We start from the raw sequence: 14968 nt of genomic DNA on the forward strand, positions 1-14968 counted from the left end.
GTGCAAATAGGGGTTTATAGGAACATGTGATTTAGTCATTTGTTCTTGACGCTTGTTTTAACGATGCCTATATTGACCTACAGCAGGAGCAATGATGAAAACAGCCCCAACATGAAGACACGGATGAAAAATCATGATTTCTTTCGAACTTACTGAAGAGCAGACAATCGCGCAGTCGACTGCTCGCGAGTTCGCGGCCGAGGTGCTCGCGCCGAAAGCTCGGCAGGCGGACGATGCTACGCAGTTCGCGCCTGAAACCCTGGAGCAGGTGTGGTCGCTCGGCGTCGTGCAATCGCGTCTGGAATCGGATGACGAAGAGGGTGGCGCGCTGATGGGCGCACTTATCCTTGAAGAACTGGCGCGCGGCGATGCATCTGCTGCCGCGGCCGTTGCTTCGTCGCTTGGCTTCGCGGCGGCCATCCGTGAGTTCGGTTCGCCTGAACAGGTCGAGCGTTTTCGTTCGCTGTTCGGTGACGACAGGTTCCATGCGGCGAGCGTCCTGCTCGTCGAACCGACCCCAGCTTTTGACCGTACCAAGCTGCGTATGAAAGCCGAGAAGGCGACCGACGGCTACGTGCTCACTGGCGTCAAGAGCTTCGTGCCATTCGCCGAGACCAGCCAGCACTTTCTCGTCGTCGCGTTGCTGCGTGGTCAAGAAGAGGCTTTCATCATTGATGCTGGTTGTGCCGGGCTCGAGGTGAAGAAGCGCCATGCGACGCTGGGATTGCGCGGGCTGGCCGCGGGCGAAATCGCTTTCAACAACGTGTGGATTCCCGAGAGCAACCGGCTGCCAGGAGCTGCCGGCGAAATCGTGAATCGCCTTGTTGATTCATCCCGGGCGTCACTCTCCGCAATCCTGACCGGCGTTAGCGGCTCGGTGCTGGACTACGTCATTTCCTACACAAAAGAGCGCGTTGCCCACGGTTCGGAACTTGCCAAGAAGCAGGTCATCGCGTTCCGAATCGCCGAGATGCACATGAAGCTCGAATGCATGCGGTGGATGTACTGGCGGGCGGCATCGACCCTCGACCGTCGGAATTCTGCCACGCGCTTCTCGTGCCTTTCGCAAATCTACGCGAACAAGCACGCGATGTGGGTTGCCGACGAGGGCCTTCAGATGCTCGGGGGACACGGGTTCACGAGAGATTTTCCGCTGGAGATGTGGTATCGCAATGTCAGGACCCTCTCGGTCCTGGACGGCATGGTCGGTATCTAGGCGCAAAACAGCAACGTACACGGATGGTTGAGATGATTGACTTTGAATTGTCAGACGGCGACAAAATGCTCGTCAACGAGGCGAGGGAACAGGCGCTTCTCGCTCGCAACTATGCGCGTTACTATGACCACAACGAGAACGAGGTTCCCCCGCGCGAACTGAAGGAAGCGGCCGGCCGCCCCGACCCGTTCATGCAGCGCCTCGAAATGGGTGAGCAGATTAGTGGCAAGGCGATTGTCGAAGCGCTCCTTCACATGGAGTTTTTCCGCGGCGACGTGGTGCCGCTGCGCGTGCCGCAAATCAGTCTCGGAAATTATGTGCTCGAGAGCGTCGGCTCCCCTGAACAGCTCGAGCGCTGGGGCAAAGCGCGGATTGCCATCGGCATCACAGAACCCGGTGCAGGTTCGGACCCTGCACGAGTGACGACGAATGCGGTCTACGACGCGGAGCGAGACGAGTGGGTCATCAACGGCGAGAAAATTTTCATCACCTACGCAGAGGACGCTGACGCAGTCATGCTGTTCGCGCGGGCCAAGGATGCGACCGGAGATTTGGGTCTGACGACCTTCCTGGTCGAGAAGGGCACGCCTGGCTTTACGGTCGGCCCGCAGGTCAAGAAAATGGGCATTCGTGCTGAAGACACGGCAGGCCTGGTTTTTCAGGATTGTCGCCTTCCGGCGTTCAATCATGTAAAGGCCAATTTCAAGACCGTCTTCGAGGTCTTCAACTTTTCCCGCCCCATCGTCGCCGCTTTCGGCTTGGGGACCTCCCGTGCATTGCTGGACTTCACGATAGAAAAGCTCGCCGAGGTCGGCGTCACGCCAGACTACCGCGGCGGCATGGGGAACCAATCCGCTCTCGTAGAGCGTTTGCTGGACCTCGAGGCGGAGTACGAGGCTGCATGGCTTAGCGTAGTGCGCGCAAAATGGCTTGAGGACAAAACGGGCGGCGTGAAGGTTGAAGCGTCGACCGCTAAGGCGATGGGCGGCATGGCCGCGCGCAACATCACCCAGGGTTGCCTCAAGCTACTCGGGAATTGCTCGCTGACCGAAGCCGACCTGGCGGAGAAGTGGTTCCGCGATGCTCGCATCTCCGACATCTACGAAGGACCGGGTGAAGTACAACGCCTCATCATCGCTCGTCACCTGCTGGGGTACGGCCAGAAGGACTTGCGTTAAGCATTTGCCTTCCTCGCGCCGACGGCGCGCGCCCCCTTGCAGAAAACAATGATGAGGCTGAGGAGACAGTAAATGAGTGGTATTCCACTTGATGAGCATTTGCTTCTTTCGAGCGTGCTCTCCTATGCATCACGATGCCACGGCGATACCGAGGTCGTAGCTCGGGAGATATCTGGCGAAATTCGTCGCGAAACGTATGCTGAAGCTGAGCTGCGCTCACGCCGTTTGGCGTCGGCATTGGTGGCGCGTGGTTTCGGACCTGAGTCCCGACTGGCAGCGCTCGCATGGAACACGATTCGGTATTTCGAATTGTTCTACGCAGTTCCGGGGACGGGTGCCGCCCTGCACACCGTCAACCCGCGACTCTTTGCGTCGCAGGTCGAATACATCATCAACGACGCAAACGACACAGTGCTGTTTTTTGACAGCGAGACGCTTGCGCTCGTGGAGGAAATCGCGCCGCGACTGAGAAGCGTGCAGGTCTACGTTGCGATGGGGCAAAAGGGTGACGTACCCGACGCGAAGCTGCCCAATGTGCTTTACTACGAGGATCTCGTCAACGAAGGGGACCAGACCTTTGTGTGGCCGGTTTTCGATGAACGCGCGCCGGCGGTGATTTGCTACACCTCGGGTACCACAGGCGACCCCAAGGGCGTCACCTACACCAATCGGTCGTTGCTGCTTTCCTCGCTCATTGGCACGTCAGCGAACATGCCCGGCGGCCCCAACGGTGAGCAGCAAGTTCTCCTGTCGCTCGCGCCGATGTTCCACGCGAATGCGTGGAATTTCCCCTTCATGGGCCCGCTGACGGGTTCGAAGGTGGTGTTTCCTGGCCGCGACATGCAGCCAGCGAGTCTCTACGAGCTTATCGAGTCCGAACGCGTCACGCGTGTCGCCGGTGTGCCTTCAATCTGGCAAATCCTTGTCGATTGGCTCGACCAGAACGACAAGCGATTCTTCACGCTACGTCACGCGTTCTCTGCGGGCTCACCTCTCCCCGCGAAGCTGCTGAGCGCACTCATGCTCCGCTATGGCCTGGACGTGGCCCAGTCATGGGGTATGACCGAAGTGCCGAATGCGAGTAGCGGGACGCTCAAGCCAGGTCATGACAAATTGCCCGAGCAGGAAAAGATGGCCTATCGCACCAAGACGGGTCGCGAAATATTCGGCATGCACCTGCGCATTGTCGACGAACATGGTCGAGAGTTACCCCGCGATGGGAAGACGGCTGGGCATCTGCGCGTGAGTGGTTTGTGGGCGCCCCACACGTACATCAACCAACCCGACCGCGCCGCATTGGATGCTGACGGTTGGCTGGTGACCGGCGACATCGCGACGATTGACCAATACGGTTATGTCCAAATCGTCGACCGCGCGAAGGACGTCATCAAGTCTGGTGGGGAATGGATTAGCTCCGCCAAGCTTGAGGCCGTGGCCATGCGCCATCCGGACGTTGAACGCGCGGCTGCAATCGCCGTGACCGATGAGCGTTGGGGCGAACGGCCGATGCTGCTAGTCGCTCTGCGTCCTGGCGCCACGCTGCAAGGCAAGGAGATTATCGAATTCATGCGTCCCCACATCGCACGTTGGTCGCTCCCGGAGACGGTGAGAATCGTCGAAGATATTCCGACGACGGCCACGGGCAAGGTCAATAAGGTCGCACTAAGGAAGCAGTTTTTGTAACGGGAAGGCGGGGACAGACTTTCTGTCGTTTCTGATTAATTAGAACTGCTTAAGGAAATGAAATGAAGATATTGGTTGCCGTGAAGCGAGTTGTGGACTCGAACGTGAAGGTTATGGTGAAAACGGACCAGACCGGTGTCGAGCTGGGTAACGTGAAGATGTCGATGAATCCGTTCGACGAGATTGCCGTCGAAGAGGCTGTGCGCCTGAAGGAAGCGGGCGTAGCGACGGAAGTCATCGCCGTGTCGGCGGGCGTAACGCAATGTCAGGAAACGCTGCGTACGGCGCTGGCTATCGGCGCGGACCGCGCGGTTCTCATCGAGTCGAACGAAGACCTGCAGCCGCTCTCGGTCGCGAAGTTGCTCAAGGCGATGGTCGACAAGGAGCAGCCGCAGTTGGTGATTCTGGGTAAACAGGCCATCGACGACGATTCGAACCAGACGGGTCAGATGCTCGCCGCCTTGGCAAATCTGCCGCAGGCGACCTTCGCTTCGAAGATTTCCATCTCCGATGGCAAGGTTACCGTCGCGCGTGAAGTCGACGGCGGAGCAGAAACCCTGTCGCTGAGGCTCCCCGGCGTGGTCACGACGGACCTGCGCCTGAACGAGCCGCGTTATGTGACGCTGCCGAACATCATGAAGGCGAAGAAGAAGCCGATGGAGACCATCAAGCCCGAGGACCTTGGAGTCGACGTTACGCCGCGCCTGATGACTTTGAAGGTGGCAGAGCCGCCGAAGCGAGTCGCGGGGAGCAAGGTTCCGGACGTGAAGACGCTGGTCGAGAAGCTGAATACTGAAGCGAAGGTGCTGTAAGGAGCGAATGAAACATGACGAATCTCGTAATCGCCGAACACGACAACGTGTCCATCAAGGCAGCGACGCTTAACGCCGTCGCGGCTGCGCAGAAGATTGGCGGCGACGTGCACGTGTTGATCGCGGGCCACAATGCGCAGGCCGCTGCGGACGCGGCCGCCAAGCTTGTTGGCATCTCGAAGGTACTTCTTGCCGACGCGCCGCAGCTCGAAGCGGGTCTCGCTGAAAACGTGGAAGCGACGGTGCTCTCCATCGCGGGCGCGTACTCGCACATCCTGGCGCCGGCGACGGCCGCGGGCAAGAACGTCACGCCGCGTATCGCAGCAAAGCTCGATGTCGCGCAAATCAGCGAAATCACAGCCGTGCACAGCGCCGATACGTTCGAACGACCGATATATGCGGGCAACGCCATTGCGACGGTACAGTCTGCTGACCAGGTCAAGGTCATCACGGTGCGCATGACTGCATTCGACGCGGTCGCTTCAGAGGGCGGGACCGCTCAGGTCGAGAAGATTGAAGCGGCCGCCGATAGTGGCCTTTCGAAGTTTGTCAGCCGCGAAGTGACGAAGCTCGACCGTCCGGAACTCACGAGCGCGAGGACTATCGTCGCCGGCGGACGCGGCCTGGGCAGCGCAGAGAACTACACCAAGGTCCTCGAGCCTCTCGCGGACAAGCTCAACGCCGCACTGGGCGCCTCGCGCGCGGCGGTCGATGCAGGTTACGTGCCGAACGATTACCAGGTAGGTCAGACCGGCAAGATTGTCGCGCCCCAACTGTACATTGCGGTGGGCATCTCGGGCGCAATCCAGCACCTTGCCGGTATGAAGGACTCGAAGGTCATCGTCGCAATCAACAAGGATGAGGAAGCTCCCATCTTTGCCGTCGCTGACTATGGTCTCGTGGGTGACCTGTTCACCGCAGTGCCAGAGATAGTCGCCGCAATTTCTGCCCGTTGACGGCAATGTCGAGGCCTGACCAATTCAGCCTCTCCCTACAGGTGCAACACAATTCCAATCGAATTCCCCAAATCCGGGAAGGTCAAGAGATATGACGAGGCAGAAACGACAAGGTGAGGAAGAGCACGCATACCCGCATTGGTCTACCGACACGGTGCGTTGGTCCGACACGGACCAGCTTGGGCATGTCAATCACCTTGCAATCGGCGCTTATTTCGAGACAGGACGTTCACGATTCGTGTCGGAAATCGAGGAGAGAGGCCAAATCTTCGTCACAGCATCACTGACGATAGATTTTCTCCGGGAACTGCACTGGCCAGACCCGGTGACAGTCGGGACGGCAGTTCTTGATGTTGGGAAGACGTCATGCAAGCTGATACAAGGCCTTTTCTCGGATGGAATATGTGTCGCAGTCGCTGCCGTGATTCTGGTTCTGATTGACGGCGAAAGCCGGAATCCGGTTGAAATTCCGCACCCGCAGCGTGCGCGAATGACCGAGCGTCGGCTTCGTTGACCGACCCTCTTTGGGAAATGGTAGATAGCGGGACACGGTGCTGGTCGACGGAAGTGCTTAACCGATCTCGGATATCAACCCGAAACCCTGACGATGAAGTGGTGTAGACGATGGAATATGCTGAAAATCGCGAGTTCATGGAATACGACGTGGTCGTCGTCGGCGCCGGGCCGGCCGGCCTGTCCGCGGCAATCCGCCTGAAGCAGCTTGCACAAAAGCGAGGTGTCGAGACCAGCGTTTGCGTGCTGGAAAAGGGCTCGGAAGTCGGCGCGCATATCCTCTCGGGCGCAGTCATGGACCCACGGGCGCTCAATGAACTCGTCCCTGACTGGAAGGAGCTGGGCGCGCCGCTGAACGTGCCCGTTACCGAAGACAAGTTCCTATTCCTTACCCAAACTAGCGCGAGACCCATCCCGAACTGGGCCCTTCCGGATAACTTCAAGAACCACGGGAACTATGTGGTCAACCTCGCGAATGTCACGCGCTGGCTCGGCCAGCAGGCCGAAGCGTTGGGCGTCGAAATCTTTCCGGGCTTTCCTGCGACCGAAATCCTCTGGAATGGTGATGGCACGGTCAAGGGTGTTGCTACCGGAAACATGGGTGTCGGAAAGGACGGCGAGCCAACCGAGAACTTCCAGCTCGGTATGGAGCTACATGCGAAGTACACGCTCTTCTGTGAGGGCGCACGTGGTCATCTCGGGCGTCAACTCAACGAGAAGCTCGCGCTTGGCGAGGACGCTGACCCGCAGGTCTATGGCATTGGAATCAAAGAGGTTTGGGAGATTGAACCAGAGAAGCATCGCCCGGGCCTCGTCATTCACACCGCAGGCTGGCCGCTCGACAATAACACCTATGGCGGCTCGTTCCTCTATCACATGGACAACAATCAGGTGATGGTTGGCTTCGTCGTGGGGCTCGCCTACTCGAATCCGTATCTGTCGCCATTCGAGGAGTTCCAACGCTACAAGACACATCCGGCGATCCGCGAGTACCTTGAAGGTGGCAAGCGGGTGTCATACGGTGCGCGCGCGACTACCGCAGGTGGGCTGATATCTCTGCCGAAACTCGTGTTCCATGGTGGCGCACTCGTCGGCGACGATGCAGGCTTTTTGAACGCATCGCGCATCAAGGGTAGCCACGCCGCTATCAAGTCCGGCATGCTCGCCGCCGAAGCAGCATTCGAGGCGGTCCATGCCGGGCGAAAGAGCGACGAACTCACGGCATACCCTGAAGCGTTCAAGGACTCGTGGTTACATAAGGAACTGTATAGGGCGCGCAACTTTAAGCAGTGGATGAGCAAGGGTTTGTATATAGGCACTCCGATGGTGTTCATCGAACAGAAGCTGCTCAAGGGCAAGGTGCCGTGGACGCTGCATCACAAACATCGTGACCATGAGATGCTCAAACCAGCGTCGCTATGCAAGCCCATCGACTATCCGAAGCCTGATGGGAAGCTCACGTTCGACCGCCTCTCCTCGGTCTTTATTTCAAACACTAATCACGAGGAGAATCAGCCCGTACATCTGACGTTGAAAGACGCGAGCTTGCCTGTCAAGGTGAACTTGAGTACTTATGCCGGTCCAGAGGCGCGCTTCTGCCCGGCAGCGGTCTACGGGTTCGTGAAGAGCGACGACGGCAGTGACTGCCTGCAAATCAACGCGCAGAACTGCGTGCACTGCAAGACTTGCGACATTAAGGACCCTTCGCAAAATATCGTGTGGGTTCCTCCAGAGGGTGGAGGAGGGCCAAACTACGCGAACATGTAGATACGGAAGGTCACGGTATCGTGCTGAGAAAGTGCTCGCGGAGCTTCTCGGTTCGGTAGCTTTCAAACTGTCGTTCGAGCTGCAGTAATTGTCGGTCAGAGGACCACTGCGATATCCGGCAATCAAGGCAATAAACGTAGTACTACATATTAATAATCTACTGAGAATCCGGGTGATACGCTACCAGCGTAGCTGGGGCTGTGCAATTTATACAACGGAGGAGACGATGTTCAATAACGCTCATAACAGGTGGTGGAGCGTAGCTGGCGGGACACTGGCAATGTTGCTGGGGTCGAGTACTATCGCGGCCTTTATGTTTGGCATCTTCGCTAAAGCGATAGGACAGGAATTTGGATGGTCGAGGACATCCGTTGCGCTCGGTCTTACTGCCTATACCATCGGCAACGGATTTGGCATCGGTTTTATTGGAGCCGCAATAGACAAATGGGGCGCCCGATGGACGACCGGGTTGATGATTTCGCTTTTTGGACTGTCCATAGCCGCAGTGTCGCTCATTCCGCCAAGTTTCCCGATTTTTCTAGCCATCTTCGTAGTTATTGGGTTCTTCGGCTCGGCGGCTGTCATGGTTCCATACGCTGTCGCCGTCTGTGCCCAGTTCGACAAACAGCGCGGCTTGGCTCTCGGAATTATCAACTCCGGAAACGGAATTGGTGGCATGCTTGTTCCGATTATTGCCGTTCCGTTGCTCGAGAAATTCGGCTGGCGAACCGGGTACGTGTCGTTTGGATTGATGGCAGCTCTCATTCCGGTGTTTTGCCTGCTTCTGCTGGTGCGCGTTCCGGAGGGATTTGAGGCCGAACGCAAGAGCAAAAGCGCAATCGACGCGAGTCAGTCTTTTCAGTTCCTTCGCAACCGGAACTTCTGGCTCCTCTTCACTGCAATCGGGCTTATCTCGTTCTCAACGTTCGGCGTGACGTCGCAGATTCTCCCAATTCTCACTGACCGGGGCTACGCTCCCGCGGTCGCAGGCGGGGTTCTCTCAACGGTCGGTTTCAGTTCCGTGTGTGCACGCCTTGGGACTGGCTTCTTCGTCGACCGCATCTTTGCTCCGTTCGTCACATCCGTAATTTTCGTTGCGGCCATGGTTGGCATCTGGTTGATAGTCCATGGCGGAGCGCTGCCAATCATCACGACTGGAGCAGTGCTACTGGGCATAGGACTGGGCGCCGAAGGCGATGTCATCACCTACCTCGTAAGCCGCTATTTCCCTATCCATTCGTTCGGGCGCGTGACCGGCTCCGTATGGATGACTTTCGCATGGGGCGGGGCCGCTGGCACGTTGCTCATCAGCAAGAGCTACGACACGTTCAAATCGTATGACGGCGTGGTCCTCGTGCTCATGGGGCTCATCGCTGCAGGAATTGTCTGCGTGTTGAGTCTCGGTTCCTACATATTCCCTCCTACTCATGGGGCCAGGGCGCCAATCAATGCGGCGCGCGAGCAAGCGGTGGCTCTCCATGGAGAGCGCCCATAGAGCGCGTCGCCGCGATGAAGAAGAAACTGCTGCCTGCTGCAGGCAGCAGCCCTCAATCACTTTCAAGAGACGTTATCGACGTGAGGGGTCGCAGTTATATGCCGTAGTAGTGCGAGCCCACGAGACGACTCGAGGCATACATTTGCATCGAGGATGGTCACGGTTTGACTATTCAGCAACCCATATTGTCGATGTTCGCTTCCAGAGAAATCGTCGTCTGTAAATGGCTCGAACGTTATCGAGAAAATCGAATGTGTATATCGAAGCGGTTGTATGGACTCGCATTCATGGATACGGTCAAATTGGTGTGATGCATCTTCGATTCGGTGCATCCGTTGGAGACCAAAAACTGTACCGCTGATCGCGTAGCTGTCCAGAAGATACAGCGCATCAAGTCGGTGGGGACTGCGGAAATTCGACCGAATAGGTCTAACCCATAGCCGTCAACGAAACAACCGATGCTAACCAGCGTGACAGATGGTGAGAGAATCGGCAGAGCGTCACGCTCGGCGCGGCGACGGTATTAGAAATCGGAGACGAAATGAAAAGGAAAGTAGCGCTCTTGGTAGGCACACTGGTTTGTACAGTGTGTTCATCGGCGCATGCTCAGAGCAGCGTCACTCTGTATGGCTGGCTCGACCAGGGCATCCAGTATCAAACCAATTACAATGGCGGGAGAAGAGTCTGGTTCGACTCGGCCTCCGGTATTGTCGGTAGTCGATGGGGTCTTACCGGCAAAGAAGATTTGGGCGCAGGGTTGAGCGCAGTCTTCACCCTTGAGTCCGGCATTAATCTTCAAAATGGCTCGTCTGGCCAAGGCGGTCTCTTGTTCGGACGTCAGGCTTTCGTAGGGCTCAGCAGTGTTGACTACGGTGCCGTGACGTTTGGTCGCCAGTACGACATGATTTGGTACTTCCCCGAATTCCTCACGGCAAACGCTGTTGTAGGTGCTTCGGTGTCGGCCCACCCGGGCGACTTCGATAACGCAGGAAACTCGGTACGTCTTAACAATGCTGCACGGTACATGAGTCCCGACTTTAGGGGCTTCACCTTTGGTGCGGAATACAGCTTCGGTGGCGTCCCTGGAAACTTCACCTCGACTTCGGGGTACTCGGTCGGCGCCGGCTATACGCACGGACCCTTCAAGATTGCGGCTGCGTTCGACTATTTCAAAAACCCCACATCAACGGCCGGGAGCGGGTTCTTTACAGCATACGGAAACGGTGCGAGTCCACTCGCGTTCTCGCTAAACAAAGCCTACTCAGTTGCTCAAGCTTACCAGTCGGCAGTCGTTGGCGCGAACTATGTAATCGGTAACCTGACGTTAGCGGCATCGTATTCCAACGCGCAATACGCCAACCTTGGCGCTGAGTTCTCCAATGGGACAGCCATATTCAATAACTTCGACATTGGATTCAACTATCGATTCACGCCCGCTCTGTCGGCCGGCATTGCGTATGACTATCTCAATGCTCGAGCCGTGACGACTTCCAAAGGTAGTATCGTCGGCAATCAGCACTACAATCAGGTCGCATTCCTGGTGGACTACCTCCTTTCAAAGCGGACCGACCTATATGGCGGTGCTGGATGGCAACGGGCATCCGGGACATCTTCGCTCGGCACGCCAGCAGTTGCTAACATCGACAACCAAGGCGATTCCTCGAACAATCACACCATGCTCGTTCGCATCGGTATTCGCCACAAGTTCTAATGTCATACCTTGGACTGCACGAGGGTGCAATGTACCGCTGCTCATGCGGTCAGGCTGTAATAGCAGCTAGTAAGGCATATGGTTCCGATATCGCCCAAGAGAGCGTCACCTGCTGGCGCCGTCGAGGAAAAGCTTGGCGAGAAGTGCCCGCGTCCAGCGATGCGCCGGGTCATGATGGTTCCGTGCATGCCAATGCTGCTTGACATCAAACCTCGGCGCATCGACGGGTGGGCATCAAGGTACGATTTCAGAGTCATCCTTGCGCGTCCCCGTCCACGATTCGATGACGCCAAGACAACATAACGCTGTGCGAAAAACTTCTGCTGATAGAACCCCGCCTCCAGTTGAGGCATGAATCCGACAGCAAGTTCCAGTTCGCCTTTCGCTAAAAGTTGCGGTGTTTCAGCTGAGATGTGGGAAATCTGAACCCGGGCATTGGGTGCTGTGGTTCGAAGCTTGTTCAGTAGCGTTGGAACCCGCTCATCAAGTTCAAGACCAGCACGCAAGTTCGCACCTTCGACCAGACGGCGTCAGGTGTTGTCGTCATCGACCAGCATGGTGAGCGCTATCAGGCCGACGCTGTCATTGGTTGCGACGGAGTCAAGTCCGTCATCCGACAAGCACTCGTTGGCGACCCCCACCGCGTCACGAGACATGTCGTCGATCGTGCCGTGGTCGACGTTCAGAACATGCCAAAGAACCTTCAGATTAACCTGTCGTATGGTGCGGGCCGAATTGCCACTTGGTGCACTACCCACTCCGCGGCGGTCAGCAATACAGCGAGCTAACGTCAAGAGTAATGGGATGGACGCCCCCACCCGAAGCGGCATCAATGTGCCAAAACGGACCCGAAATACGCGTGCCGCAGATTAAGGGGGGCGGTGTGACCGCCGGATCGCTACGGGTCGCGTTATTGACAACCTTTGTTGAAGGAGACTTCGTCCTTCATCGGCTCACTGCTTCGGCCTTGTCAAACGGGTCGTTGACAACGGAGGAATCCAAGGCAACGTCTCGATCAGAAATTCGCGAAACCAACGATTGGCCTCGTCCTTCTCGAAGGCCGCGTGCCAGTAGACCCTTGACGTGATTTCCGGAAGGTCGACTGGTAGAGGATATATCCTGAATTGCCCAGATTGATTCAGCGCTCGTGCGACGCCGCGCGGCAATGTCACGATCCAGTCCGTATGTTGAAGAATCTGGGGAATCACGGTGAAGTGCGGCACGCGCAAAGCGATGGTCCGGTGCAAGCCATGGGCGTGCAATGAGTCGTTAATTTCGACGTGGCTCCTGTCGGTCGAATCGACAGCGACATGTGATAGCTCAAGAAATTTTTCTCGTGAAAGTTGGCGAGCGGGCAACCCAGGGCGCTTGCGCGTCATGCATACGTACTGTTCGCGAAATAGCAGTGCCGAATTCGCGACGGGCTTCAGCGCAGACAGGTTGCCAATAGCAAAGTCAAGGTGACCTAGCCGCAGACGTTCTTCGACTTCATCCACCGGGACCAGTTGCGCCGCGATCCTGAGTCTGGGCGCCACAATCTGCAACTTCTCACAGATAGGCGGCACGAAGACCTGCACGCCAATATCCGACATTGCCAGCCGGAATTCGCGCGAACTCGTTAGTGGATCGAATTGCTCCCTTTGACTGAGCGTCTCCCGGATTGCCGCGATTGCGTCCCCGAGGGGGAGCGCGAGTCGCGACGCTTTGGCGGTAGGCATCATGCCACCGGGTGTCCGAACAAATAGTGGATCGTCGAACAGCGCTCGCAAGCGCCCCAATGAGTAGCTGACCGAGGGTTGCGACAGACCGAGTTTCTCCCCGGCGCGCGTCAGACTGCGCTCTTCGAGTATCACGCTGAACACCCTGAGCAGATTCAGATCGATTCTTTCAAAATCATTCATATCTATGGGGGACTGCAAATTGATCAATTTGACCGATATTTTACCCACTCCTAGACTGCGTTACATGCATAGGAGACAGTTGTGGAAACGGCAATTACTGATACGACAGATGCCCAGCAAAGCTTTCAGGAGTCGGCGTTTGCGACAGACCGTACCCTCCCGGCGCTGCTCGCCGCGAGGGTGGCGCGGGACGGAAGTCGCGCCCTCTTTTCCGACCGGAGAACCACGTGGACCGGTGACGATGCCATAGCGATTGCCGCGCGCCGAGCCGGATCGCTTGCGGCGCATGGTGTCAAACGTGGCGACCACGTGGCACTGCTCTGCGGCAATCGCAGGGAGTTCATGGAGATCGTCCTTGGCTGCGGCTGGCTTGGGGCTGTCGTGGTTCCAATTAACACGGCTTCTCGAGGGTTTCAACTCGAACACATTCTGCGCAATTGTGGTGCGCGGCTCCTGGTGGCGGAGTCGAGTCTGGTTGACGCCGTTCAAGCCCTCGACGCGCAGGAACTTCCTTTAGAAGCAATTTGGCTGGTTGGAGATACGGAGCCAGCCGAATCCGTGCCAGCACGAATCAGTGCGATCCCGATGCCACCGGCCGGCGAACCGGTCGATGCTGCGGACCTTTCAGATGGCGATCCTTTTGCCGTGCTCTATACATCCGGCACCTCCGGATTATCGAAAGGTGTGATCTGTCCGCATGCGCAGTTCTACTGGTGGGGACGGTATACGGCGCGCGACCTTGGCGTTGCTTCGGGCGATGTCTTATACACGTGCCTTCCACTGTTCCACACGAATGCATTGAACAGCTTTTTCCAGGCGTTGATCCACGACGCCGAGCTTGTCGTCGACCGTCGCTTCTCGGCAAGTGGATTCTTCGACGCGCTGGTTGAGACACGGGCGACCGTCACATTCGTTCTCGGCGCGATGGTGCCAATTCTTCTCGGGCGTACCGCAACGACGAACGAGCAGGCACATCGCGTACGTGTCGCGTTAGCTCCCGGCGTTCCGGCGCACTTCCAGTCGGAATTCACCACGCGCTGCGGAATTGGCCTGGTCGACGGATACGGATCGACAGAGACGAACTGCGTGATCAGTGGAGGTATGGGAAACCAAAGGCCCGGTTATATGGGCAAACTCGCGACGGGATTTGATGCGCGTGTGGTCGACGAGAATGACCAACGGGTTCCAGATGGAGAGGCTGGCGAACTGATTCTGCGAGCCGACGCTCCATTTGCGTTTGCGAGCGGTTACCTCGGCATGGCTGAAAAAACCGTTGAAGCCTGGCGAAACCTCTGGTTCCACACGGGTGATCGCGTCGTGCGCGACGCTGAGGGTTACTACCGGTTCGTTGATCGTCAAAAGGATGCCATCCGCAGACGCGGTGAAAACGTGTCTTCGTTCGAAGTCGAGCAGGTTTTGCTCAGCCATCCATCTGTCGAAACGGCGGCAGTCTTTGCTGTGGCGTCTCCGCTTGCGGAGGACGACGTGATGGCGGTGGTCGTCCTGAGGGCAGGCGAAGCGCTGGAGCCGCTTGATCTGATTCGATATTGCGAGCCGCGCTTGGCGTATTTCGCAGTGCCGCGTTTTCTCGCGTTTGTGGAGGACATGCCGAAGACTGAGAACGGCAAGATCCAAAAATTCAAGCTTCGGGAAATAGGTGTGACCGAAACGACATGGGATCTCGAGACATCGGGATACCGCTTGAAACGTCCTTGATCCGAGCCGGCTTCTCATCA

12 protein-coding genes and 1 pseudogene are annotated in these 14968 nt (G+C 57.3%); 11 read left to right on the forward strand and 2 right to left on the reverse strand.

The genetic code is table 11. From position 1 onward, the window contains the following. Positions 1 to 133 precede the first annotated feature (133 nt). From OKW35_RS22355 to OKW35_RS22395, 9 genes are all read left to right on the forward strand, one after another. On the forward strand, positions 134 to 1216 hold the full coding sequence (locus OKW35_RS22355; protein WP_429402603.1) for an acyl-CoA dehydrogenase family protein: 1083 nt from the start codon (positions 134 to 136) through the stop codon (positions 1214 to 1216). 32 nt (positions 1217 to 1248) lie between these two features. After that, a complete protein-coding gene (locus OKW35_RS22360) occupies positions 1249 to 2394 on the forward strand; it encodes an acyl-CoA dehydrogenase family protein (RefSeq protein ID WP_429402604.1) in 1146 nt (381 codons plus the stop codon). A gap of 72 nt (positions 2395 to 2466) precedes the next feature. Then, complete coding sequence (locus OKW35_RS22365; RefSeq protein WP_429402605.1) at positions 2467 to 4077, forward strand: long-chain fatty acid--CoA ligase; 1611 nt, start codon at positions 2467 to 2469, stop codon at positions 4075 to 4077. Between the two features lie 62 nt (positions 4078 to 4139). Beyond that, entirely contained in the window at positions 4140 to 4889 is a 750-nt protein-coding gene (locus OKW35_RS22370; RefSeq protein WP_429553163.1) for an electron transfer flavoprotein subunit beta/FixA family protein, read from the forward strand. Positions 4890 to 4903: 14 nt separating this feature from the next. Further along, entirely contained in the window at positions 4904 to 5845 is a 942-nt protein-coding gene (locus OKW35_RS22375) for an electron transfer flavoprotein subunit alpha/FixB family protein (protein WP_429553164.1), read from the forward strand. Between the two features lie 91 nt (positions 5846 to 5936). After that, positions 5937 to 6359 carry an acyl-CoA thioesterase gene (locus OKW35_RS22380; protein ID WP_429402608.1) on the forward strand — a complete coding sequence of 141 codons (423 nt, stop codon included), beginning with the start codon at positions 5937 to 5939 and terminating at the stop codon, positions 6357 to 6359. 110 nt (positions 6360 to 6469) lie between these two features. Then, positions 6470 to 8125: an electron transfer flavoprotein-ubiquinone oxidoreductase gene (locus OKW35_RS22385; protein ID WP_429553165.1), complete on the forward strand. Its 1656-nt coding sequence runs from the start codon at positions 6470 to 6472 to the stop codon at positions 8123 to 8125. A 226-nt stretch (positions 8126 to 8351) separates the two neighbouring features. Then, positions 8352 to 9620, forward strand: a complete 1269-nt coding sequence (locus OKW35_RS22390) for an MFS transporter (RefSeq protein WP_429402610.1) — start codon at positions 8352 to 8354, stop codon at positions 9618 to 9620. Between the two features lie 541 nt (positions 9621 to 10161). Next, on the forward strand, positions 10162 to 11331 hold the full coding sequence (locus tag OKW35_RS22395) for a porin (protein WP_429402611.1): 1170 nt from the start codon (positions 10162 to 10164) through the stop codon (positions 11329 to 11331). Positions 11332 to 11372: 41 nt separating this feature from the next. Here the strand turns inward: OKW35_RS22395 and OKW35_RS22400 are convergent, their stop codons facing one another. Beyond that, positions 11373 to 11837 (reverse strand): LysR substrate-binding domain-containing protein, encoded by a 465-nt coding sequence (locus OKW35_RS22400; protein ID WP_429402612.1) that lies wholly within the window; start codon positions 11835 to 11837, stop codon positions 11373 to 11375. On the opposite strand from OKW35_RS22400, the pseudogene OKW35_RS22405 reads away from it, so the two are divergent. Next, a pseudogene (locus OKW35_RS22405) lies at positions 11805 to 12112 on the forward strand (FAD-dependent monooxygenase); the annotation flags it as partial. The gene OKW35_RS22400 and the pseudogene OKW35_RS22405 sit on opposite strands and share 33 nt — an antisense overlap. A 172-nt stretch (positions 12113 to 12284) precedes the next feature. Here the strand turns inward: OKW35_RS22405 and OKW35_RS22410 are convergent. After that, the gene (locus OKW35_RS22410; protein ID WP_429553825.1) at positions 12285 to 13232 is read right to left on the reverse strand and encodes a LysR family transcriptional regulator; all 948 of its coding nucleotides are present in this window, start codon (positions 13230 to 13232) and stop codon (positions 12285 to 12287) included. A 93-nt stretch (positions 13233 to 13325) separates the two neighbouring features. Here OKW35_RS22410 and OKW35_RS22415 point away from each other — a divergent pair, with 93 nt between their 5' ends. Then, complete coding sequence (locus tag OKW35_RS22415) at positions 13326 to 14948, forward strand: ATP-dependent acyl-CoA ligase (protein WP_429553826.1); 1623 nt, start codon at positions 13326 to 13328, stop codon at positions 14946 to 14948. Positions 14949 to 14968 lie beyond the last annotated feature (20 nt).

Source organism: Paraburkholderia sp. MM5477-R1 (assembly GCF_050436385.1).
GTDB lineage: Bacteria > Pseudomonadota > Gammaproteobacteria > Burkholderiales > Burkholderiaceae > Paraburkholderia > Paraburkholderia tuberum.